General features: G+C 64.0%; 22 protein-coding genes. 13 read left to right on the forward strand and 9 right to left on the reverse strand.

The genetic code is table 11. From position 1 onward, the window contains the following. Positions 1-102: 102 nt before the first annotated feature. The 3 genes from ABOC32_RS08255 to ABOC32_RS08265 form a co-directional block, all read right to left on the reverse strand. Complete coding sequence (locus ABOC32_RS08255) at positions 103-2,157, reverse strand: putative bifunctional diguanylate cyclase/phosphodiesterase (protein WP_426810689.1); 2,055 nt, start codon at positions 2,155-2,157, stop codon at positions 103-105. 248 nt (positions 2,158-2,405) lie between these two features. After that, positions 2,406-3,002: a superoxide dismutase gene (locus ABOC32_RS08260; RefSeq protein WP_086975442.1), complete on the reverse strand. Its 597-nt coding sequence runs from the start codon at positions 3,000-3,002 to the stop codon at positions 2,406-2,408. A gap of 238 nt (positions 3,003-3,240) precedes the next feature. Then, the gene (locus ABOC32_RS08265) at positions 3,241-3,840 is read right to left on the reverse strand and encodes a LysE/ArgO family amino acid transporter (RefSeq protein WP_234227668.1); all 600 of its coding nucleotides are present in this window, start codon (positions 3,838-3,840) and stop codon (positions 3,241-3,243) included. A gap of 99 nt (positions 3,841-3,939) precedes the next feature. Here ABOC32_RS08265 and ABOC32_RS08270 point away from each other — a divergent pair, with 99 nt between their 5' ends. The 3 genes from ABOC32_RS08270 (at position 3,940) to ABOC32_RS08280 (ending at position 6,784) form a co-directional block, all read left to right on the forward strand. Continuing rightward, on the forward strand, positions 3,940-4,830 hold the full coding sequence (locus ABOC32_RS08270) for a LysR family transcriptional regulator ArgP (protein WP_426810690.1): 891 nt from the start codon (positions 3,940-3,942) through the stop codon (positions 4,828-4,830). A gap of 49 nt (positions 4,831-4,879) precedes the next feature. Further along, positions 4,880-5,872 (forward strand): NAD-dependent epimerase/dehydratase family protein, encoded by a 993-nt coding sequence (locus ABOC32_RS08275; protein WP_426810691.1) that lies wholly within the window; start codon positions 4,880-4,882, stop codon positions 5,870-5,872. A 90-nt stretch (positions 5,873-5,962) separates the two neighbouring features. Further along, positions 5,963-6,784: an ATPase gene (locus ABOC32_RS08280; RefSeq protein ID WP_426810692.1), complete on the forward strand. Its 822-nt coding sequence runs from the start codon at positions 5,963-5,965 to the stop codon at positions 6,782-6,784. A gap of 108 nt (positions 6,785-6,892) precedes the next feature. Here the strand turns inward: ABOC32_RS08280 and ABOC32_RS08285 are convergent, their stop codons facing one another. Both ABOC32_RS08285 and ABOC32_RS08290 read right to left on the reverse strand, forming a co-directional pair. Further along, positions 6,893-7,942: an alkene reductase gene (locus ABOC32_RS08285; RefSeq protein ID WP_426810693.1), complete on the reverse strand. Its 1,050-nt coding sequence runs from the start codon at positions 7,940-7,942 to the stop codon at positions 6,893-6,895. 17 nt (positions 7,943-7,959) lie between these two features. Beyond that, positions 7,960-8,262, reverse strand: coding sequence for an ArsR/SmtB family transcription factor (locus ABOC32_RS08290; protein WP_016498090.1), 303 nt, complete (start codon positions 8,260-8,262; stop codon positions 7,960-7,962). 150 nt (positions 8,263-8,412) lie between these two features. Here ABOC32_RS08290 and ABOC32_RS08295 point away from each other — a divergent pair, with 150 nt between their 5' ends. Beyond that, a complete protein-coding gene (locus tag ABOC32_RS08295) occupies positions 8,413-8,997 on the forward strand; it encodes an ACP phosphodiesterase (RefSeq protein WP_426810694.1) in 585 nt (194 codons plus the stop codon). A 133-nt stretch (positions 8,998-9,130) separates the two neighbouring features. Here ABOC32_RS08295 and ABOC32_RS08300 read toward each other — a convergent pair whose 3' ends face one another. Both ABOC32_RS08300 and olsB read right to left on the reverse strand, forming a co-directional pair. Continuing rightward, on the reverse strand, positions 9,131-9,919 hold the full coding sequence (locus tag ABOC32_RS08300) for a lysophospholipid acyltransferase family protein (RefSeq protein WP_426810695.1): 789 nt from the start codon (positions 9,917-9,919) through the stop codon (positions 9,131-9,133). After that, complete coding sequence (gene olsB / locus ABOC32_RS08305) at positions 9,919-10,674, reverse strand: L-ornithine N(alpha)-acyltransferase (protein WP_426810696.1); 756 nt, start codon at positions 10,672-10,674, stop codon at positions 9,919-9,921. The genes ABOC32_RS08300 and olsB overlap by 1 nt, the downstream gene beginning before the upstream one ends. Before the next feature lie 158 nt (positions 10,675-10,832). Between olsB and ABOC32_RS08310 the strand changes: the two genes are divergently transcribed. The 6 genes from ABOC32_RS08310 (at position 10,833) to ABOC32_RS08335 (ending at position 15,685) form a co-directional block, all read left to right on the forward strand. Further along, complete coding sequence (locus ABOC32_RS08310; RefSeq protein ID WP_426810697.1) at positions 10,833-11,720, forward strand: acyl-CoA dehydrogenase; 888 nt, start codon at positions 10,833-10,835, stop codon at positions 11,718-11,720. Between the two features lie 174 nt (positions 11,721-11,894). Then, on the forward strand, positions 11,895-12,977 hold the full coding sequence (locus ABOC32_RS08315; protein WP_426810698.1) for a serine hydrolase domain-containing protein: 1,083 nt from the start codon (positions 11,895-11,897) through the stop codon (positions 12,975-12,977). Further along, entirely contained in the window at positions 12,974-13,270 is a 297-nt protein-coding gene (locus ABOC32_RS08320) for an amidase (RefSeq protein ID WP_426810699.1), read from the forward strand. Before ABOC32_RS08315 ends, ABOC32_RS08320 begins: the two co-directional genes overlap by 4 nt. A 44-nt stretch (positions 13,271-13,314) precedes the next feature. Next, entirely contained in the window at positions 13,315-13,896 is a 582-nt protein-coding gene (locus ABOC32_RS08325) for a YceI family protein (RefSeq protein WP_426810700.1), read from the forward strand. A 1-nt stretch (position 13,897) separates the two neighbouring features. Beyond that, the gene (locus tag ABOC32_RS08330) at positions 13,898-15,055 is read left to right on the forward strand and encodes a phospholipase D-like domain-containing protein (protein ID WP_426810701.1); all 1,158 of its coding nucleotides are present in this window, start codon (positions 13,898-13,900) and stop codon (positions 15,053-15,055) included. 51 nt (positions 15,056-15,106) lie between these two features. Continuing rightward, entirely contained in the window at positions 15,107-15,685 is a 579-nt protein-coding gene (locus ABOC32_RS08335; protein WP_012274008.1) for a DJ-1/PfpI family protein, read from the forward strand. A gap of 123 nt (positions 15,686-15,808) precedes the next feature. On the opposite strand, the gene ABOC32_RS08340 is transcribed toward ABOC32_RS08335, so the two are convergent. Continuing rightward, the gene (locus tag ABOC32_RS08340) at positions 15,809-16,207 is read right to left on the reverse strand and encodes a nuclear transport factor 2 family protein (RefSeq protein WP_426810702.1); all 399 of its coding nucleotides are present in this window, start codon (positions 16,205-16,207) and stop codon (positions 15,809-15,811) included. Positions 16,208-16,322: 115 nt separating this feature from the next. Between ABOC32_RS08340 and ABOC32_RS08345 the strand changes: the two genes are divergently transcribed. Together ABOC32_RS08345 and ABOC32_RS08350 are read left to right on the forward strand one after the other, a co-directional pair. Further along, positions 16,323-16,913: a GNAT family N-acetyltransferase gene (locus ABOC32_RS08345; RefSeq protein ID WP_426810703.1), complete on the forward strand. Its 591-nt coding sequence runs from the start codon at positions 16,323-16,325 to the stop codon at positions 16,911-16,913. Beyond that, on the forward strand, positions 16,910-17,782 hold the full coding sequence (locus ABOC32_RS08350) for a carbon-nitrogen hydrolase family protein (protein ID WP_426810704.1): 873 nt from the start codon (positions 16,910-16,912) through the stop codon (positions 17,780-17,782). The genes ABOC32_RS08345 and ABOC32_RS08350 overlap by 4 nt, the downstream gene beginning before the upstream one ends. A gap of 122 nt (positions 17,783-17,904) precedes the next feature. On the opposite strand, the gene ABOC32_RS08355 is transcribed toward ABOC32_RS08350, so the two are convergent. Beyond that, positions 17,905-19,428 (reverse strand): fumarate hydratase, encoded by a 1,524-nt coding sequence (locus tag ABOC32_RS08355; RefSeq protein WP_016498103.1) that lies wholly within the window; start codon positions 19,426-19,428, stop codon positions 17,905-17,907. Between the two features lie 249 nt (positions 19,429-19,677). Here ABOC32_RS08355 and ABOC32_RS08360 point away from each other — a divergent pair, with 249 nt between their 5' ends. Next, the gene (locus ABOC32_RS08360; protein ID WP_426810705.1) at positions 19,678-20,601 is read left to right on the forward strand and encodes an iron-sulfur-binding ferredoxin reductase; all 924 of its coding nucleotides are present in this window, start codon (positions 19,678-19,680) and stop codon (positions 20,599-20,601) included. The last annotated feature ends 11 nt before the right edge of the window (positions 20,602-20,612 follow it).

Here is a 20,612-nt window from a genome sequence, read left to right on the forward strand (position 1 = left end):
CGCGAAACCGCAACATCATGCGAAAGATTTGCATTTGCTGTAAAGGGGCGGGCGCGCAATTCATGTAATTGCCGGTCACAGCCGGTAACCAGTCGTGCCGGCTCAGAACATCGAAACCTGGTTACGCTGCGCCTGCTTGAGGAAGCTGGTCAGCTCACGGGCCGACAGCGGCTTGCTGTAGTGATAGCCCTGGCCCTCGTGGCAACCCTGGGCAATGATGTAGGTTTCCTGTTCGGCGGTTTCCACCCCTTCGGCAATCACCTGCATGCCCAGGCTCTTGCCCAGCTGGATGATGGCGCGAACGATGGTGGCGTCGTCATCGTCGTCGAGCAGGTCCTGGACGAAGCTCTTGTCGATCTTGATCTTGTCCAGCGGCAGCGACTTCAGGTAACTGAGCGACGAATAACCGGTGCCGAAGTCGTCGATGGCAATCAGCGCCCCGGAGCGGCGCAGGCTCAGCAGGTGCTGGGCGGCCGTGCTGATGTCTTCCATCAGGCCGGTTTCGGTCACTTCCAGCTCCAGGCTGCGTGGCGGCAGGCGGTAGGCCTGCAGCAGGTTGTTGACCACCCGCGGCAGTTCACTGTGGTGCAGCTGCACGGTGGACAGGTTGACCGCCATGCGCAGCTCGCTGAAGCCTTGGTCGTGCCATTCGCGCAGTTGCCGGCAGGCCTGGTCCAGTACCCATTCGCCGATGCTGATGATGCTGCCGTTCTGTTCGGCCAGCGGAATGAACTGGTCCGGCGGGACCATGCCCAGCTCGGGGTGCTGCCAGCGCAGCAGCGCCTCGACACCGACCACGCGGTGGTCGCGGTAACTGATCTGTGGCTGGTACACCAGGTACAACTGGTTGCGCGGCAGGGCTTCGCGCAGGTCTTTTTCCAGCTCGCGGCGGCGGCGCATTTCGCTGTCGACGCTGGCGATATAGAACTGGTAGCGGTTGCGCGAACGGGCCTTGGCCAGGGTCATGGTCTGTTCGGCTTTCTGCAGCAGCTTCTCGGTGCTGTCGCCGTCTTCGGGGAACAGAGTGATACCGATGGTTGCGCGCAGGCGGATCTGCTGGTGGTGGTCGAGGTCGAAGGGCACTTCCAGGTCGTCGAGTATGCTTTGCGCCAGTTCGGCCGCCTCGTAGGGCTGCTCGATATTGGCCTGCACCAGGGCAAACTGGTCACCGCCCAGCCGCGCCAAAGCGCCCAGGCGGCCACTGTGGGCCCTCAGGCGGTCGGCCAGGGCCAGCAGCAGCTGATCACCGACCTGGTAGCTGAACTGCTCGTTGATGCCCTTGAAGTCGTCCAGGCCCACGCACAACACCGCTACACGGTGTTGCAAGCGGCCGCCATCGACGAGGATCTTGTCCAGCTGCTGTTGCAGTTGCTGGCGGTTGGGCAGGCCGGTGAGGAAGTCGTACTGGGCCATGCGTTGCAGGCTGTTTTCGGCTTCATGGCGCAGGTGGGTATTGCGCTCGATCGACGCCAGCAACTGGTTGGCAGTATTGACCCACAGGCCCAGTTCATTCTTTTCGTGGCCCTTGAGCAGCGGTATCTGGTGCTGGCTGGGGCGGTCGGGGTTGATCTGGGTGAGGTGCTCGATGATCTTGGACAGCGGTTTGGTCAGCAGCCAGTGGTAGACCAGGTACAGCACCAGGCCCATGGCCAAGGCCCGCAGTACGCCGGAAATGAAGATGATCACCGCGTTGATCAGGAAGTCTTCACCGTAGGACGAGGTGTCCAGGGTAATGCTCAGGTCGCCGTAGTATTCGCTGTAGGGGCCGCGGCCGACCAGTTGCGTGGTGTAGGTGCGTTCCTGGCCGAGGATCGGGTCGGTCAGCCAGCGCATGGACATGTCCTGCAGCGGGCGGGACTTTTCTGCCAGCATGGTTTCGTTGGGGTGGCCGATGGAGGCCATGCGCACCGATTCGTCCTGGAACAGGCCTTCCATCACCTGCATGCCCATTTCGCGGTCGAGGCTGTACACCGCCTGGGTGGAGGGGTCGCGGAACATGTCAAGGATGCGCTGGGCATCGTTGTTCACGGCCTGGCGGGTCTTGTAAGTGTCGTAGACAATTTGCGCACAGCTGAGCACGACGCCAACCGCCAACGCCGACAGCAGCACGACCCTGAGCAACTTGACCGACAAGCTGTTCCGCAATTCCAGCTTCAATGGGGTTTCCTTAATCCATGCGCATGGCATCATTTTGCCATCAACGATGACGATACACTACCGGCCGATCATGAGGAGTGTATCGGTTGCCTGACCCCGCAACTTGAGTGCGCTGTGTCAATCTTCCAGAGGTTTGATGTTAGCGCGGTATACGGGCTGAGCAAGCAAAACCGTGCCGGCCTCTTCGCGGGCACAGGCATAAAAAAACCCGGCACATGGCCGGGTTTTTACGTTCAGGGCTGAAGGACTCAGGCCTTGAAGGTATTACCTTCGAACTGTTCGGCAACGAAGGCCCAGTTGACCAGGTTCCAGAACGCCTCGACGTACTTCGGACGGACGTTGCGGTAGTCGATGTAGTAGGCGTGTTCCCAGACGTCGCAGGTCAGCAGCGGGGTGTCGCCGCTGGTCAGCGGGCAGCCGGCGCCGATGGTGCTGGCCAGGGCCAGGGAACCGTCAGCTTTCTTCACCAGCCAGCCCCAGCCGGAACCGAAGGTGCCAACCGAAGTCTTGGTGAACTCTTCCTTGAACTTGTCGAAGGAACCGAAAGCGGCGTTGATGGCGTCAGCCAGGGCACCGGTCGGTTGGCCACCGGCGTTAGGTGCCAGGCAGTTCCAGTAGAAGGTGTGGTTCCAGACCTGAGCGGCGTTGTTGAAGATGCCACCCGAAGAGGTCTTGACGATCTCTTCCAGGGTCTTGCCTTCGAATTCGGTGCCTGGGACCAGGTTGTTCAGGTTCACGACATAGGTGTTGTGGTGCTTGTCGTGGTGATACTCCAGGGTTTCCTTGGAGATGTGCGGCTGCAGGGCATCGTGGGCGTACGGCAGCGGCGGCAATTCAAAAGCCATGGTGGATCTCCTGATTCAGGTCTAGTTCGCGGTTTGCGCAGGGCCGATCACGGGCGGCCCTATGAGCGTCGGCGAGTTTGTACTCTTTGCGACGCAAGGGGTCGATCATAGCACCAGCCCCGGCGCATAACCACGCAACAAACATAGGGAATAGAGGTTCCGCCGCGGTTGGCGGGTACCGACCAGTGGTGGTCGTTTCCAGGCCAACCGATGTGTGCCGGGCCATGCAGGCCAGCGGTCAGTTGAAGATCAACTGCGCCGCCACCGCGAACATCATCACCGCGACCATCAGGTCGAGCATGCGCCAGGTCGCCGGGCGGGCCAGCCACGGTGCCAGCCAGGCCGCACCGATCGCCAGGGTCGAGAACCACACCAGCGAGGCACTGGCCGCGCCGGCCACATAGGCGCCAGGCTCGGTCTGCTGGGCGCCCAGCGAGCCGATCAGCAGCACTGTATCGAGGTAAACGTGCGGGTTCAGCAGCGTTACCGCCAGGGCACTGAGCAGTACCGCACGGCGCGAGCGCATGCCTTTGCCTTCCTGGTGCTGCAGGCTTTGTTTGGAAAAGGCACTGCGCAGGGCTCTGACGCCGTACCAGATCAGGAACAACGCGCCGCCCCAGCGCGCAACGGCCAGCAAGGTCGGGTTTTGCGCCAGCACCGTGGCCAGGCCGAATACCCCGGCAGCCACCAGCAGAGCATCACAGACAATACACAGCGCCGCTACCGGCAGGTGATGCTCGCGGCGCAGGCTCTGGGCGAGGACGAAGGCATTCTGGGTGCCGATGGCCATGATCAGGCCGAAAGCCACCAGCATGCCGTTGAGATAGCTTTGCCACATGGCGTGCTCTCCATAAAGGAAACTAAAGATGCTGGCCATTGTGGTGCTTGGCGCTGTATAAGAAAAACAAATAAAGCTGATCAGGCATTAGGAAATTAGATGTTCGACTACAAGTTGCTCGCCGCCCTGGCGGCGGTGATCGAACAGGGCGGTTTCGAGCGCGCTGCGCAGGTGCTGGGCCTGTCGCAGTCGGCCATCTCCCAGCGCATCAAGCTGCTCGAAGCGCGAGTCGGGCAACCGGTGCTGGTACGTGCCACGCCGCCCAGCCCGACCGAAGTCGGCCGCCAGTTGCTCAACCATGTGCAGCAGGTGCGCCTGCTTGAACGTGACTTGCAGCGCCAGGTGCCGGCGCTGGACGAGGAGGGCATGCCGGAGCGCCTGCGCATCGCCCTGAACGCCGATAGCCTGGCCACCTGGTGGGCCGGTGCGGTGGGTAACTTCTGTGCGCAGCAGAACGTGCTCACCGACCTGGTGGTAGAAGACCAGGAAGTGGGCCTGAAACGCATGCGTGCCGGCGAAGTGGCGGCCTGCCTGTGTGGCAGTGAACGCCCGGTTGCCGGGGCGCGCAGCCTGCTGCTGGGGGCCATGCGCTACCGGGCGTTGGCCAGCCCCGCCTTCATGGCGCGGCATTTCCCCCAGGGTTTTGTCGCCAGCCGCCTGGCCCGCACCCCGGCAATCGTTTATGGCCCGGATGACTTCCTGCAGCATCGCTACCTGGCATCACTGGGTATCGAGGACGGTTTCCTGCACCACCTGTGCCCGTCGTCCGAAGGCTTCCTGCGCATGACCGAGGCCGGGCTGGGCTGGGGGCTGGTGCCCGAATTGCAGGCTCGGGAGCAGTTGGCCAGCGGCCAGTTGGTGGAAATCTGCAGCGATACCCCCATCGATGTGCCGCTGTACTGGCATCATTGGCGCAATGGCGGGCAATTGCTCGCGCAACTGACCGACCACCTGCGGCACACCGCACAGCAATGGCTGGTGCCCTTGTAGCCACAGCTGGCGTCAGTTGCATCTGAAATCTGGCAAGACGGAGTCTTACATGCGAATTCTGGTCACCGGCGCGAGTGGCTTCATTGGTGGGCGCTTTGCGCGCTTCGCCCTGGAGCAGGGCCTGGACGTGCGGGTCAGCGGCCGCCGCGCCGAAGGGGTCGAGCACCTGGTCAAGCGCGGCGCCCAGTTCATCCCCGGCGACCTGGGTGATCCCGAGCTTGCCCGCCGCCTGTGCCAGGGCATCGAGGCTGTGGTGCACTGTGCCGGCGCCGTGGGCAACTGGGGGCGCTACCAGGACTTCTACCAAGGCAACGTGGTTGTCACCGAAAACGTGGTCGAGGGCTGCCTGAAGGAGCATGTGCGGCGCCTGGTGCACCTGTCGTCGCCGTCGATCTACTTCAATGGCCGCTCGCGCCTGGACATCCGTGAAGACCAGGTGCCGCGCCGTTTTCACGACCACTATGGGCAGACCAAGCACCTGGCCGAGCAAAAAGTGTTCGGTGCCCAGGAGTTCGGCCTTGAAGTGCTGGCGCTGCGCCCGCGCTTCGTCACCGGTGCCGGCGATGCCAGCATCTTCCCGCGGCTGATGCAGATGCAGCGCAAAGGCCGCGTGGCGATCATCGGCAACGGCCTGAACAAAGTCGATTTCACCAGCGTGCACAACCTCAACGAAGCACTGCTCAGCGCCTTGTTCGCCGATGACCGTGCCCTGGGCCAGGCCTACAACATCAGCAACGGCCAGCCGCTGCCGCTGTGGGACGTGGTCAACTACGTGATGCGCCAGATGCAACTGCCGCAGGTTACCCGCTACCGTTCCTATGGCCTGGCCTACAGCCTGGCCGCGGTGAACGAGGCGGCCTGCATGCTGTGGCCGGGGCGCCCGCAACCCACCCTGTCGCGCTTGGGGATGCAGGTGATGAGCCGTGATTTCACCTTGGATATCAGCCGTGCCCGGCAGTACCTGGACTATCAGCCCAAGGTCAGCCTGTGGACGGCGCTGGATGAATTTTGTGGCTGGTGGAAGCATCAGCCGGTTGGCTAATGAACCTGGCGCCCGGATCATGGTCATCAGTGCGCCGCACGAGCGGTTTATACTCCTGTCTCTTTGCTACTACTGCGATTGAACCTACCCATGCGCAACGATGCTCTCGACGATTTCGATGATGTGCCTGCCTTGCGGGCCGGTACCCCTGATGATGACGAGCTGTTGCCCGCGCACGTGTCGCGCGGCCGGCAGAAAGCAGCCAAGCCCGCCAGCACAGGCGCGCTGTGGGCGCTGTTGGCGGCCTCGTTCATTGCCCTGGCGGGGATGGGGTGGTGGAGCTTTCAGCAGATTTCACTGATGGAACAGCAATTGGTGGCCACCCAGGAAAGCTTTGCCCGTATCAGTGAGGAGGCGGCCGGGCGCCTGCAGGCGATCAGCGGCAAGGTGGCCGCCAGCGAGTCCTCGGTGAGCACCGGCAGCGAGGCGCTCAAACTGCAGATTCGCCAGCTGCAGGCCAACCTGGCCGAGCAAGGCAAGCAGCAACAGGGTGTGGCCGGGCAGGCGGGCGATCTGGGCAAGCGTCTGGAGCAGGTGCTGGCCGATACACGCGAGCAGCAGAAGGCCGTGACCGAACTGCAGGGCCAGTTGCAGGCACAATTGAAGGCAGTCAACGCCGAGCTGGCTGCGTTGAAGTCGGGCCAGGTGGATGGCGGCAAGCTTGATGGGCAGCTCAAGAGCTTGAGTGATGAGGTCACGGCACTGAAGAAACAAGGCGGTCAGAAGGCGGCCATCGAAAGCCTGGAGCAGGATGTGCTGGTGCTCAAGACGCAGCTGGAAAACCGCCCGGCAGCGTCCAGCGGTGCGTCGGTGCAGGAGTTCGATGCGTTCCGTGGGCAAACCACCCGTAACCTCAATACCCTGCAGAGCCAGATCCAGAACCTGCAACAGCAGATCAGTACCCGGCCTTGAGATCACCTGAACCTTCTTCGCGGGCACGCCCGCTCCCACAGAATCTCAACAGCCTTCAGGCCTGGTGATATCCCTGTGGGAGCGGGCGTGCCCGCGAATGGCCGTTAATCACAGCCGCGGGTAATCGATATACCCAACCGGCCCCTGGCCATAGAAGGTCTCAGGCCGCGCCTCGTTCAAGGGTGCATCCGCCGCCAGCCGCGCCGGCAGGTCGGGGTTGGCGATGAACGGTACGCCAAACGCCACTGCATCGGCCTTGCCACTGGCCAGGGCCGCATTGGCGCTGGCTTTGTCAAACCGCTCGTTGACGATGTACGGGCCGCCGAACGCTTCCTTGATCAATGGGCCGATGCTGTCATCGGCTTCCCGCTCCCGCGAGCAGATAAAGGCAATGCCTCGCTTGCCCAGCTCGCGAGCCACGTAGGTGAAGGTTTCGGCGCGGTCGGCATCACCCATGTCGTGAGCATCGGCACGCGGCGCCAGGTGCACGCCTACGCGATTCGCGCCCCACACTTCGATGACGGCATCGGTCACCTCCAGCAGCAGGCGTGCACGGTTTTCCAGCGAGCCGCCGTAGCGGTCGGTGCGCTGGTTGGTGCTGCTTTGCAGGAACTGGTCGAGCAGGTAGCCGTTGGCGCCGTGAATCTCTACACCATCGAAACCGGCAGCCTTGGCATTCTCGGCGCCGCTGCGGTAGGCCTCGACGATATCGATGATTTCTTCGGTTTCCAGCGCGCGTGGGGTGGGGAAATCACTCAGCGGGCGCACCAGGCTTACATGGCCCTTGGGCTGAATTGCGCTGGGGGCAACCGGCAGCTCGCCGTTCAGGTAGCTGGGGTGGGAAATACGGCCAACGTGCCACAGTTGCAGGAAGATGCGCCCGCCGGCGGCATGCACGGCCTTGGTGACGTTGTTCCAGCCACGCACCTGCTCATCGTTCCAGATGCCGGGGGTATCCGGGTAGCCGACGCCCATGGCACTGACCGAAGTCGCCTCGCTGAGGATCAGCCCGGCGCTGGCGCGCTGCACATAGTATTCGGCCATCAGCGCATTGGGCACGCGGCCTTCGTCGGCACGGCAGCGGGTGAGCGGGGCCATGATGATGCGGTTGGGCAGTTGCAGGTCGCCCAGGGTGATCGGATCGAAAAGCGTGGTCATAGCGGTTACCTGCCTTGTCAAAGTGCTTGGCGCAGTTGTTCGAGGAACGCCTCGATGGTGGCTTCGTTGCGTTTGAAGAAGTGCCATTGGCCAATCTTCTGGCTGCTGATCAGCCCGGCGCGCTGCAAGGTGGCCAGGTGGGCGGAGACGGTCGACTGCGACAAGCCGCAGCGTTGGTCGATCTGCCCGGCACACACACCGTTTTCGGTGCTGTGGTACTGGTCGGGGAATTGCGTTGCCGGGTCTTTCAGCCAGCTGAGGATTTCTCGCCTGACCGGATGGGCCAGCGCTTTTATGATTTCGTCGAGATCGAGAGGCATGGGTTGAGGCTCGTTGTAGCGGTATATCGCGATAGGGCGAAATGTAAATCGCCCGATCCCGATACACAAATATGAAGAGGTTCTGAGCTGAGCACGAATCGCTATATCGCGTTATAACGATATGCTGGTGAGCGGTGCTAGACTGCGCCCATGAACTACCTCGCACACCTGCACCTGGGCGGCCCGGCGCCGCAACAACTGCTTGGCAGCCTGTACGGCGATTTCGTCAAAGGCTCGCTGGAAGGGCGCTTCCCACCTGCGCTGGAGGCGGCTATCCGGCTGCACCGACATATCGACAGCTACACCGATCGGCACCCGTTGGTGCTGGCGGCGCTGGCGCGCTTTCCGCGCGAGCGGCGGCGCTTTGCCGGCATTGTGCTGGATGTGTTTTTCGACCATTGCCTGGCGCGGCATTGGGGGACCTACGCCGATCAGCCGCTGGAGCAGTTTACTGGCGCATTTTACCGGGTGCTGCTGGCGGAGCCCGAGCTGCCGGGGCGGCTGGCGCGGATTGCGCCGTTCATGGCGGCCGATGACTGGCTGGGGGCGTATGGCGATTTCGACACGCTGGAGCAGGTGTTCAACGGCATTGCCCGGCGCTTGTCGCGGCCTGAGGGCATGGCCGGGGTGATGGTGGAGCTGGAGCGGCTGTACGAGCCGCTGCTGGCGGATTTTCGCGAGTTCTACCCGCAGCTACAGGCGTTTGCGGCGGCGGGGCGGATGGCTGACAGTTAGTCTTGCATTGGTAGTGCCGGCCTATTCGCGGGTAAACCCGCTCCCACAAGGTCACCACAGTTTTCGGCATGTGCGCCGTACCTGTGGGAGCGGGTTTACCCGCGAAAGGGCCGGAACAAGCGGTGCAAAAAATTCAGGCAGCCCGCGCCTGCCGCCGTGGCACTGCTTCAACTTCTTCAACCCCGAACAGCGCCAGGTGAATCGCCTGCTGCGCCTGCAACGCCAGCACCGCACGTTCCTTGCCCACGCTACCGATCGGTTGCAGCAGGTGAATGCACACCTCGCCCCGCGGCTGGGCAAACAGGCGCATCAGGTGCGACACCAGGTCATCATCGCCAATGAACGGCGCAATCGGGTCGATCTGGCCGTCACGCAAATACTGGATAGCCACCGGCTGCACGCCCACGCCGCGGTCAATGGCCCCAGCCAGCAGGCGGCCATGGAAGGTGCGCAAGGTGCGACCGCTGGTCGTGGTGCCTTCGGGGAAAATCAGCAGCGGCCGGGCCAGCCCCAGTTGCCCGGCGATCTGTTCACGCAGGCGCTGGCTGTCACCCCCGCCACGGCGGATGAACAGCGTGCCGGCCTTTTCCGCCAGCCAACCCGCCACCGGCCAATGACGCACCTCGGCCTTGGACAAAAACGACAGCGGCAGCAGCATGCCGAGCAGGGGGATATCGGTCCACGAGATGTGGTTGCTGACCCACAGCATCGGCCGCTGTGGCAACTCGCCGACTACCTTCACCTCGAAGGGCAGGGCAGCAACCAGGCGTTTCATGAACAGGCAGGTCCAGCGCTGGCGGCGTTCGATGGGGGCCTTGAAGCCCAGGCGTTCACCGAGGGCGATAACGCTGGCCATCAGCATGCCCAGCAACAGCACCAGCAGCAGTCGGGTCAGGCGGGCGACTACCCGCAACTTCGGCATCAGACCGCCGCCTTGAAGTGGCGGGCGTAGCGCGGGCACAGGTCGTCGCGCTTGAGCAGGATGAATACGTCGGCCACCTGGAAGTCCTCGTCCCAGCACGGCTCGCCGCAAATCTTCGCGCCCAGGCGCATGTAGGCCTTGAGCAGCGGTGGCATTTCGGCGATGACGTTACCCGGCAGGGCCAGGCTTGGCAGCGGGTTCTTCGGCTCGGCACGTAGGTGCTCGTTGCACAGGTAACGCTCACGCAGGCGCTGCATCACCGCATGGGCCTGCACGCCGCCGTCCTGCATGGGGATGCTGGCGCAGCCCATCAGGTAGCTGTAGCGGCCCTCGTTGAGCACCTCGGCCAGTTCACCCCACAGCACGGCGATGGTGCCGCCGTTGCGGTAGTCGGGGGCTACGCAGGTTCGGCCCAGCTCCAGGATCGGGCCCTGCAGCTGCAACAGGCCGTGCAGGCGGAATTCTTCTTCGCTGTAGAAGCGGCCCAGGCTGCTGGCGGCCTGGTGGTCGAGCAGGCGGGTGGTGGCCACCAGCTCGCCGGTGCTCAGGTCGCGCACACCAATGTGGCGGCAGTGTACGTCGTAATCGTCCATGTCCAGGCCCTGCTCGGCACCCTTTAGCTTGGCCTTGAATTCGGCGCTGAACACTTTGAAGCGCAGGGCCTGGGCCTCCTGCAGCGCCGCGGCGCCAACCAGGCGTTCGGCTTGCAGACGGCGTTCAGTGCTGTTGTCGCCAGAATGAGCGATCCGAGTCATTACGAGTCTCCATAAGCCAGCCATGAAGGGTTGCGGCCGGTCGGCTTTGTTGTGCAAAGTCAGCCTAGGTAGGCGCGGTGTCACCCCTGTGAATCTTTGGTGATGCTTGCGTGACACCCCCGAACCTTGACCAGAAAGCCCCAGCAAGGAGCCGTCCCATGGCCTGGTTGCAACGATTGAACGACCCGCTTCGCCACGCGTTGGCGGGCACTCTGGGCGAAACCTACGCCGCGCTGCTCGAGCGCCTCGGCCCGGTTGCTCCCTTCGAACTGGCGGCACTGGGCGGGCGCGCGATGGCCACGCCGGGCCTGGCTTTCCTGGTGGGTTACCAGGCCGCCTTGCGCGTGCTGTGGCCCAGTGCACCGCCCAGCCTCGGTGCCTTGTGCGCCACCGAGCGGCGCAGCGTAAGGCCGGCGGACATGCACACGCGGCTGGACGGTTTGCGGCTGACCGGCAGCAAGGACTTCGTCACCGCCGGGCTGGAGGCGGAGTGGCTGCTGGTGGCGGCGCGCAGCGAAACGGCAGGCGCGGCGCCACAGTTGAACCTGGCTGTGGTCTACCCCGGGGAGCCAGGCGTGACCCTGGAGCCATTGCCGACCCTGCCGCTGATGCCGGAGGTGGGCCATGGGCGCTTGCTGCTGGAACAGGCGACGTGCGAATTGCTGGCCGGTGACGGTTGGGATGCCTATGTGAAGCCGTTTCGCTCGCTGGAGGACTTGTACGTGCTCACGGCGCTGACGGCCTGGTTGTATGGCGTGGGGCAGGAAAGCGCCTGGCCACAGGATTTACGGCTGCAATTGCTTGGGCTGCTGGCAGGGTGTGCCGAGGGCAGCCGGCAGTGTGCCGACAGCGTGGGGTGCCATTTGTTGCTGGGCGGGTTGTTTGCGCAGTTTCAGAGATTGCGGGGTGCCATCGATGCGGCCCTGGCGGCAGGGCCGGTGCATTGGGCGGAAATCTGGCAGCGTGACCAAGGGGTGATGGCGTTGGCTGCGGCGGCGCGCGAGAAGCGGTTGAACAAGGCTTGGGTGGCTGCGGGATTGTCATGAATGCCTGATAGGGTTGTGTGAACGGACGAATCCCGGGGCCGCCTTGCGGCCCTTCGCGGGCTTGCCCGCTCCCACAGGTATGGCGCTGACCTCATCTAATGTGCGGTCTCTGTGGGAGCGGGCGAGCCCGCGAAGGGCTGCAAGGCAGCCCCAAAAACGCGAGCCTGTACTGGAATGCTGAAAGGTCTGCTACTGCTGCTTTGCATGGCCATGGCCTCCGCCAGGGCGGAGAACTGGCCTGACCCTGACTGGCAGAACGACCCTGCCACCCTCTACTGGCAAGCCGTCGACGCCTACGCCTTCCCCCCTCGTACCGCCCCCGACCGCAGCGGCATCCGCACCGACGCGCTGCTGATCATCCGCGACGGCCGCATCCTCCACGAGCGCTACAGCGCCCCCACCACTGCCGCCACCGCGCACCTGACCTGGTCGGTCAGCAAGAGCGTACTCGCAACGCTGATGGGCGTGGCCCAAGGCGAAGGGCGCTTTCAGCTGCAAGATCCGGTCACCCGCTTCTACCCCGCCATGCGCGGCCATCCCGGCATACGCATGGCTGATCTGCTGCACTGGGCCAGTGGCCTGGACTGGCAGGAAGACTACGAATACGCCCCGCTCAAGTCCTCGGTGGTGGCCATGCTGTATACCCGTGGCCGCGAGGACATGGCGGCCTATACGGCGGCGCGGGGGGCGTCGGCCAGCCCCGGTCAGCGATTCCTCTACTCCAGTGGCGACAGCAACCTGCTGGCCGCCGCGCTGCGCGGCATGCTCGATGACGGGCAATACCCCGATTACCCCTGGCATGCGCTGTTCACCCCGCTGGGTATCGACAGCGCGGTGTGGGAGCGTGACCGGGCGGGCACCTACGTGGGCTCTTCCTACCTGTACCTCAGCGCCCGTGACCTGGCGCGTATCGGCTTGCTGATGCAGCGCGACGGGCGTTGGCAAGGCCGGCAGCTGTTGCCCAAGGCCTGGGTGGCCTTCAACCGTACAGCGTTTGCCCATGCCGAACCTGTGCCGGGTGAAGCCAACCCTGGTGGCCACTGGTGGCTCAACCAGCCGCTGGCCGGCGCCGAGCGGCCTTGGCCAAGTGCGCCTGTCGACACCTACGCCGCCCTTGGCCACTGGGGCCAGGCGCTGTACGTACTGCCTGCGCAAAAGCTGGTGATCGTGCGCTATGCCGATGACCGCGACGGCAGTTACCAGCACGACGAACTGCTCAAGCGGGTACTGGCCGCACTGGCCCGGGAGGGCACATGAAACGGGTCTTGTTGCTGGTGCTGCTGGGGCTGTTGTTCTGGGCCTGGCAGGAGCGCCAGGCCCTGGGGGATTTCCCCGGCATCCTCTCGGCCTACTCGGCCAAGGAGTACTGCTCGTGCCGCTTTGTCATGGGCTTCGAGCAGGCCTACTGCCAAGGTTATGTAAAGCAATGGCTGCCGCTGAGCCTGCTGGAGGAAAACAGCCAGCAGCGGCTGGTCACCGCCGAGGGGCTTGGGCGGCGCAATCAGGCTGCCTGGCAAGGCCTGCGCGAGGGCTGCCGCTTGCTGCCATGAAGGCGGGCGGGTAAGGTTGGCGGCTTGGTTTCACGAGATCTGTCATGTTCAAACTGCCCCGTCTACTGCCCGCCTTGTTGCTGGCTTTGTGCCTGCCCGCCCATGCCAATTGGCACCTCGATGGCGAATCGTCGCGCCTGTCGTTCATTACCGGCAAGAACGGTGACACCGCCGAAGTGCACCGCTTTCTGGTGCTGCATGGCACGGTCGACCGCAAAGGCGTGGCGGGGCTGAGCATCGAGATGGACTCGGTCAGCAGCGGCATCCCGCTGCGTGACGAGCAAATGCGTGACAACCTGTTCGAGGTAGGGCGCTTCGCCGAGGCCACGGTTAAGGCGCAGATCGATCTGCGGCCGATCAATGACCTGGCCGATGGTGCACAACTCGAGTTGCGCCTGCCGCTGACGGTCACGTTGCATGGCCAGTCGCACAGCTACAACGCCCTGCTGCTGGCCACTCGCCTGGATGCGCGGCGCTTTCAGGTTGTGACCCTGGAACCGCTGCTGCTGCGCGCCGAGGATTTCGGTTTGCTGCCGGGGCTGGAAAGCCTGCGCAAGTTTGCCGGGCTCAAGTCCATCAACCCGTCGGTGCCGGTTAACGCGGTACTGATTTTCACCGCCCGCTGACATGCCGGGGCCGGTCTTCCCTTGGCGGGATGGCAACCAGTTCGAACTGCTGATCGACGGCCCCGAGTTCTTTCCGCGCATGCTGGCGGCAATCGAGCGTGCCGAGTTTCAGGTTGACCTGGAGCTGTACCTGGTCGAGGCCGGCGCCTGTGCCGAGGCGGTGGTCGAAGCGCTGGAGCAGGCCGCCCGGCGTGGCGTGCGGGTGCGTTGCCTGTTCGATGACTATGGCTCGCTGGCCTTCAACAGCGCCCTGCGCCAGCGCCTGCTGGAAGCCGGTGTGTACCTGCGCTGGTACAACCGCCTGCGCTGGAAGCGTGGCCTGCGCAACCTGTACCGCGACCACCGCAAGCTGCTGCTGGTGGACGAACGCTGGGCGGTGGTGGGCGGCACTGGCGTTACCGACGAGTTCTGGAAGCCGGGGGACGCGACCAGCGAATGGCATGAGGTGATGGTGCAGATTCTGGGGCCGGTGGTAACCGACTGGCAACTGCTGTTCGACCGCCAGTGGTACGCCAACAACCGCCGCACCGCCTGGCGCCCTGCCGAAGGTTTCGGCCTGCCGCGCCTGCCCAAGGTGCCTGCCCACGGGCAGGGCATGGGCCGGGTGGCCTATGCCGACGCCCGCCAGCACCAGGACATCCTGCATTCGCTGGTGCGGGCGCTGAACAGTGGCAAGCAACGGGTATGGCTGGCCACGCCGTACTTTCTGCCGACCTGGAGCGTGCGCCGTTCGTTGCGCCGTGCCGCCAGCAAGGGGCTTGATGTGCGCCTGTTGCTGACCGGCCCACGCACCGACCACCCGTCGGTCCGCTACGCCGGGCACCGTTATTACCCACGCCTGCTGCGCGCCGGAGTACGGATTTTCGAATATCAACCGTGCTTCCTGCACCTGAAGATGGCCGTGGTAGACGACTGGGTCAGCGTGGGGTCGTGCAACTTCGACCACTGGAACCTGCGCTTCAACCTTGAGGCCAACATCGAGGCGCTCGACCCGCCGTTGACGGCGGCGGTGGTGGCCAGCTTCGAGCGCGACTTTGCCCTGAGCGAGGAAGTCGACCTCGACCACTGGCATGCCCGCCCCCTGTGGCGCAGGGTAAAACAACGGATCTGGGGCTGGATCGACCGACTGGTGGTCAACGTGCTCGACCGCCGCGACTGACAGCGGCTATCGTGCATTGACTGTTCACGGTTAACCGAAGGAGTGGGTGCGATGACGGCGAAGAAGATTCTGATGCTGGTGGGCGACTACGTCGAGGATTACGAGGCGATGGTGCCGTTCCAGGCCTTGAGCATGGTGGGCCACACCGTGCATGCGGTGTGCCCGGAGAAACTGGCGGGGCAGACCGTGCGCACTGCCATCCATGATTTTGAGGGTGAGCAGACCTACAGCGAAAAGCCGGGGCACAACTTTGCCCTGAATTACGACTTTGTGCGGGTACGGCCCGAGAGTTACGACGCGCTGCTGATCCCGGGTGGCCGTGCGCCGGAATACCTGCGCCTGGATGAGAAAGTGCTGGAACTGGTGCGGGCGTTCGACCAGGCCGGCAAGCCGATTGCCGCGGTGTGCCATGGTGCCCAGCTGCTGGCGGCGGCGGGTGTGCTGGAGGGGCGCGAATGCAGCGCGTACCCGGCGTGTGCGCCGGAGGTGCGCCTGGCGGGCGGCACGTTCATTGATATCGCGGTGGACCAGGCCCATGTGGATGGCAACCTGGTGACCGCACCGGCGTGGCCAGCGCACCCGGCGTGGCTGGCGGCCTTCCTCAAGGTGCTGGGTACCCGTATCGCCTGACCGGGCCCCTTCGCGGGTAAACCCGCTCCCACAGGGATCCCATTGAACCTGATAGGGGTGGTGTACCTGTGGGAGCGGGTTTACCCGCGAAGAGGCCGGTACAGGCAATGCATTCAAAGCAGCTCAGGCTACCTGCTCAACCCAGTCATTCAGGTTGTAGTAGTTGGTCACCCGGGCAATCTTGCCGCAGTGGATATAGAAAAACGCCCCCGCCGGCAGCACATAGGTCTGCCCGTTGGCTGCCGGCAACCCTTGGTCATCGGCCAGGTATTCGCCATGCACGGTGAACTCTGCCGCCGCGCGGCTGCCGTTGGCATTCTGCATCACCACGATATCGGCCAGGCGTTCGCGGTAGCAGCGGTTCATCTTGTCCATGAACGCGGCAAACCGGGCCTTGCCCATTTGCCGCTCGCCCTGGTTGATGTCGTGAATTACGTCCTCGCTGAGCAGGGCGAGAAAGCCCGGCATGTCACCGGCGTTGAACGCCGCATAGTAAGCATTTACCAGTTCGGTAGCGGTCATGGAACAATACCTGTCGTGTAGGGAAAAGGCGGGTCGTTGCCTCGGATGATAGGGTTTCCCCTCAAGCCCGGCTTAGCCGAGCGCGTCATCCACATCGACAAAACGACCGCCAAGCATGGAAATACGCCTGTTGCACGGCGCCGCTATCGCGCCATACATCGATGACCTCGCTCGCCTGCGCCTTAGCGTGTTTCGCGAGTTTCCCTACCTTTACGACGGTACCCCGCAGTACGAGGCTGACTACCTGGCCGCCTATGCCCGTTCCGGGCGCAGCCTGGTGGTGCTGGCGCTGGACGAAGGCAAGGTGGTGGGCGCTTCCACCGGCCTGCCGCTGGTGGATGTCGCCTCCGAGTTCCAGCAGCCGTTCCTGGCCCAGGGCCGCGACCCGGCCAGCGTCTATTACTTCGGTGAGTCGCTGGTGTTGCCGGAGTACCGTGGCCAGGGCCTGGGCGTGCGCTTCTTCATTGAACGCGAGTCCTATGCGCACAAACTGGCCGAATTCGATTACTGCGCGTTCTGCGCGGTGGAGCGGCCAGGTGTGCACCCGCGACGGCCGGCAGACTACAAACCTTTGCACGGTTTCTGGCGCAACCGCGGCTTCCTGCATGACCCGTCATTGCGCACCACCTACGCCTGGCGCGACCTGGATGAACAGGAAAGTTCGGACAAGCTGATGTCGTTCTGGCTGAAGGAACTGCCGATATGATCCGCCTGGCGGCCTGCCAGTACGCCATCGAACTGCATGAAACCTGGGACGCCTACGCCGACCACCTGCAGGGCCTGTGCGCCGAGGCCGTGGAGGCGGGCGCACGCTTGCTGCTGCTGCCGGAATACGCCGGGCTGGTATTGAGCGGCCAACTGAGTGTCGAGCAGCGGGGCGACTTGAAGGCTTCGATTGCCGGCATCCAGCCGTTGATCGAACCCTGGAAGGCACTGTGCGAAAGCCTTGCCCGGCGCTGGGGGATCTACCTGCAACCCGGTAGCGTGCCGGTGCTGGACAGCGATGGGCGGTACCGCAACCGTGCCTGGCTGTTCGGCCCCAAGGGTGTGCTGGGTTACCAGGACAAGCTGATGATGACCCGGTTCGAGCGAGAGCAGTGGGACATCGCGGCGGGCCAGGGGCTGCAGGTGTTCGACACCGAGTTGGGGCGCCTGGGCATCCTGATCTGTTATGACAATGAATTCCCCATGCTGGCCAGGGGCCTGGCCGAGGCGGGTGCCGACCTGATCCTGGCGCCCAGCTGTACCGATACCGAGGCGGGTTACCACCGGGTACGCATCGGCGCCCAGGCGCGGGCGTTGGAGAATCAGATTGCCGTGTTGCAGAGCCCTACGGTGGGGCTTGCGCCATGGTCGCCGGCGCTGGACGAGAATATCGGGCGGGCGGGGTTGTTCGTTCCGCCGGATCACGGGATGCCGGGGGATGGGGTGGTGGCGTTGAGCGAGGCGCTGAGCCCGGTGTGCAGCCAGTGGCTGGTGTGTGAGGTGGACCTGGAGGAAGTGCGGCGGGTGAGGCGGGAAGGGCAGGTGTTTACCCGCAGGGACTGGCCGGAGCAGTTTGACAGGATCTTGTGAAAACAGTGGCGGCCTCTTCGCGGGTGAACCCGCTCCCACAGGGACCGCACTGTTTTCAGGATCAGTGAGGTCAGTGTGGGAGCGGGTTTACCCGCGAAGCAGGCGCCACTGTTGCATCAGGCTTACTTCACTTCGACTGCCAGGCTCTCGGCAATCTTGCTCTGCCACAGGGCAGGGCCAGTGATGTGTACCGACTCACCGTTGCTGTCTACGGCAACGGTAACCGGCATGTCCTTGACGTCGAACTCGTAGATCGCTTCCATGCCCAGCTCGGCGAAGGCCAGGACCTTCGACTTGCGGATGGCCTGGGCCACCAGGTAGGCAGCGCCACCCACGGCCATCAGGTACACGGCCTTGTTGTCCTTGATCGCTTCGATGGCGGTCGGGCCACGCTCGGACTTGCCGATCATGCCCAGCAGGCCGGTCTGCTCAAGGATCTGGCGGGTGAACTTGTCCATGCGGGTAGCGGTGGTCGGGCCGGCAGGGCCAACCACTTCGTCACCAACCGGGTCGACAGGGCCTACGTAGTAGATGAAGCGGCCTTTCAGGTCCACCGGCAGCTCTTCGCCACGGTTGAGCATTTCGACCATGCGCTTGTGCGCGGCATCGCGGCCGGTCAGCATCTTGCCGTTGAGCAGGATGGTTTCGCCCGGTTTCCAGCTGGCGACTTCTTCCGGGGTGATGTCGTCGAGGTTGACGCGGCGGGCACTTGGGCCGGCTTCCCAGACGATTTCCGGGTAGGCGTCCAGCGACGGCGCTTCCAGTTCGGCCGGGCCGGAGCCGTCGAGCACGAAGTGGGCGTGACGGGTGGCGGCGCAGTTGGGGATCATGCACACCGGCAGCGACGCAGCGTGGGTCGGGTAATCCATGATCTTGACGTCGAGCACGGTGGTCAGGCCACCCAGGCCCTGGGCGCCGATGCCCAGCTGGTTGACCTTCTCGAACAGCTCCAGGCGGATTTCTTCCAGACGGTTCTGCGGGCCACGGGCTTTCAGCTCATGGATGTCGATGGATTCCATCAACACTTCCTTGGCCATGACGGCGGCCTTCTCGGCGGTACCGCCGATACCGATGCCGAGCATGCCAGGCGGGCACCAGCCAGCGCCCATGGTCGGGACGGTCTTCAGCACCCAGTCGACGATCGAGTCGGACGGGTTGAGCATGGCCATCTTCGACTTGTTCTCCGAGCCGCCGCCCTTGGCTGCGACATCGACCTCGACCTTGTCGCCGGGGACGATGGAGTAGTGGATCACTGCCGGGGTGTTGTCCTTGGTGTTCTTGCGGGCACCGGCCGGGTCGGCCAGGATCGAAGCACGCAGCACGTTTTCAGGCAGGTTGTAGGCGCGACGCACACCTTCGTTGATCATGTCGTCGACGCTCAGGGTGGCGCCGTCCCAGCGTACGTCCATGCCCACGCGTACGAACACGGTGACGATACCGGTGTCCTGGCAGATCGGACGGTGGCCGGTGGCGCACATGCGCGAGTTGATCAGGATCTGGGCGATGGAGTCACGCGCAGCAGGCGACTCTTCACGCAGATAGGCCTCGTGCATGGCCTGGATGAAATCGACGGGGTGGTAGTACGAAATGAATTGCAGGGCGTCGGCGACGCTCTGAATCAGGTCGTCTTGCTTGATCACGGTCATGCAGCGCGCTCCTCTTAAAGACGGGAACATTCATAAAGACGCTCGACGGTGCCGACCAGCATGTCGAAACGCCTTGCAAGGCGCCGGCAGGTCAGGCCGGCGGAAAAAGGCGCGGCAGTATAGCGCGCATCCGTGCCGGGCACACCTTCGGCCGGTCTGGACCATGGTCGGCAGCTGGCGGGCATCCTTTTTGCTCACGTGCTGCGCTTGGCTTACAGTGAGCCTCGGATACCTGGAGAAACACCGAATATGCCCGAACTTTGCGTGGGCGAGCGCCGCTGGGCGGTGTCGACTGGCAGCAACCTGCTCGATGCCTTGAACGAGGCCGGGTTGAATGTGCCCTACAGTTGCCGCGCCGGCAGCTGCCATGCCTGCCTGGTGCAGTGCCTGGACGGGCTGCCAGCGGACGCCTTGCCCGAGGCCTTGGCGCTGGAGAAACACGCACAGGGCTGGCGCCTGGCTTGCCAGTGCCGGGTGGTGGGTGACCTGCGTGTGGCGGTGTTCGACCCGCAGCAGGATGGGATTCCCGCACAGGTTTGCGCACTGGACTGGTTCGGTGACGTGCTGCGCCTGCGCCTGCGCCCCGAACGCGCGCTGCGTTACCAGGCCGGTCAGCATATGGTGCTGTGGAACGGTACGGTCGCGCGGCCTTATTCCCTGGCCAGCCTGCCGGGTGAGGACGACTTCCTGGAATTCCATATCGACTGCCTGCGGCCCGGCGCCTTTTGCGACAAGGCGAGGGGATTGCAGGTGGGTGACACTTTGCGCCTGGGTGAACTTCGCGGCGGGGCGTTGCACTACGACCCGGACTGGCAGGAGCGGCCGCTCTGGCTGCTGGCGGCCGGTACCGGGCTTGCGCCCTTGTGGGGCATCTTGCGCGAGGCGTTGCGCCAGCAGCATCGCGGGCCGATCCGTGTGCTGCATGTAGCGCGTGACCACTACCTGGCCATCGACCTTGCCGAGCTGGCGCAGGCTTTTCCAGCGCTCAGCATCGACATGATCGACAGCGCAGACGTCGAGCAGTCACTGTCGGCATTGCAGTTGCAGTCTCGGCAAACGTTGGCGCTGGTCTGTGGGCACCCCGACACGGTCGAGCGATTCGCTCGCCGGTTGTTCATTGCCGGGCTGCCGAGAAACCAGTTGTTTGCCGATGTGTTCAGTGCACATGCGTAAGCGGCAAGCGC

Source organism: Pseudomonas sp. WOUb67 (assembly GCF_050058005.1).
Lineage (GTDB): Bacteria > Pseudomonadota > Gammaproteobacteria > Pseudomonadales > Pseudomonadaceae > Aquipseudomonas > Aquipseudomonas putida_R.

Coding starts and splice junctions, on each gene's coding strand:
- ABOC32_RS08285 (WP_426810693.1), bottom strand. CDS start 7,942: ATGACCACGCTTTTCGATCCGATCACCCTGGGCGACCTGCAACTGCCC.
- ABOC32_RS08330 (WP_426810701.1), top strand. CDS start 13,898: ATGCCGGGGCCGGTCTTCCCTTGGCGGGATGGCAACCAGTTCGAACTG.
- ABOC32_RS08315 (WP_426810698.1), top strand. CDS start 11,895: ATGCTGAAAGGTCTGCTACTGCTGCTTTGCATGGCCATGGCCTCCGCC.
- ABOC32_RS08340 (WP_426810702.1), bottom strand. CDS start 16,207: ATGACCGCTACCGAACTGGTAAATGCTTACTATGCGGCGTTCAACGCC.
- ABOC32_RS08355 (WP_016498103.1), bottom strand. CDS start 19,428: ATGACCGTGATCAAGCAAGACGACCTGATTCAGAGCGTCGCCGACGCC.
- olsB (WP_426810696.1), bottom strand. CDS start 10,674: ATGACTCGGATCGCTCATTCTGGCGACAACAGCACTGAACGCCGTCTG.
- ABOC32_RS08335 (WP_012274008.1), top strand. CDS start 15,107: ATGACGGCGAAGAAGATTCTGATGCTGGTGGGCGACTACGTCGAGGAT.
- ABOC32_RS08280 (WP_426810692.1), top strand. CDS start 5,963: ATGCGCAACGATGCTCTCGACGATTTCGATGATGTGCCTGCCTTGCGG.
- ABOC32_RS08360 (WP_426810705.1), top strand. CDS start 19,678: ATGCCCGAACTTTGCGTGGGCGAGCGCCGCTGGGCGGTGTCGACTGGC.
- ABOC32_RS08350 (WP_426810704.1), top strand. CDS start 16,910: ATGATCCGCCTGGCGGCCTGCCAGTACGCCATCGAACTGCATGAAACC.
- ABOC32_RS08290 (WP_016498090.1), bottom strand. CDS start 8,262: ATGCCTCTCGATCTCGACGAAATCATAAAAGCGCTGGCCCATCCGGTC.
- ABOC32_RS08310 (WP_426810697.1), top strand. CDS start 10,833: ATGGCCTGGTTGCAACGATTGAACGACCCGCTTCGCCACGCGTTGGCG.
- ABOC32_RS08295 (WP_426810694.1), top strand. CDS start 8,413: ATGAACTACCTCGCACACCTGCACCTGGGCGGCCCGGCGCCGCAACAA.
- ABOC32_RS08300 (WP_426810695.1), bottom strand. CDS start 9,919: ATGCCGAAGTTGCGGGTAGTCGCCCGCCTGACCCGACTGCTGCTGGTG.
- ABOC32_RS08325 (WP_426810700.1), top strand. CDS start 13,315: ATGTTCAAACTGCCCCGTCTACTGCCCGCCTTGTTGCTGGCTTTGTGC.
- ABOC32_RS08265 (WP_234227668.1), bottom strand. CDS start 3,840: ATGTGGCAAAGCTATCTCAACGGCATGCTGGTGGCTTTCGGCCTGATC.
- ABOC32_RS08260 (WP_086975442.1), bottom strand. CDS start 3,002: ATGGCTTTTGAATTGCCGCCGCTGCCGTACGCCCACGATGCCCTGCAG.
- ABOC32_RS08270 (WP_426810690.1), top strand. CDS start 3,940: ATGTTCGACTACAAGTTGCTCGCCGCCCTGGCGGCGGTGATCGAACAG.
- ABOC32_RS08345 (WP_426810703.1), top strand. CDS start 16,323: ATGGAAATACGCCTGTTGCACGGCGCCGCTATCGCGCCATACATCGAT.
- ABOC32_RS08320 (WP_426810699.1), top strand. CDS start 12,974: ATGAAACGGGTCTTGTTGCTGGTGCTGCTGGGGCTGTTGTTCTGGGCC.
- ABOC32_RS08275 (WP_426810691.1), top strand. CDS start 4,880: ATGCGAATTCTGGTCACCGGCGCGAGTGGCTTCATTGGTGGGCGCTTT.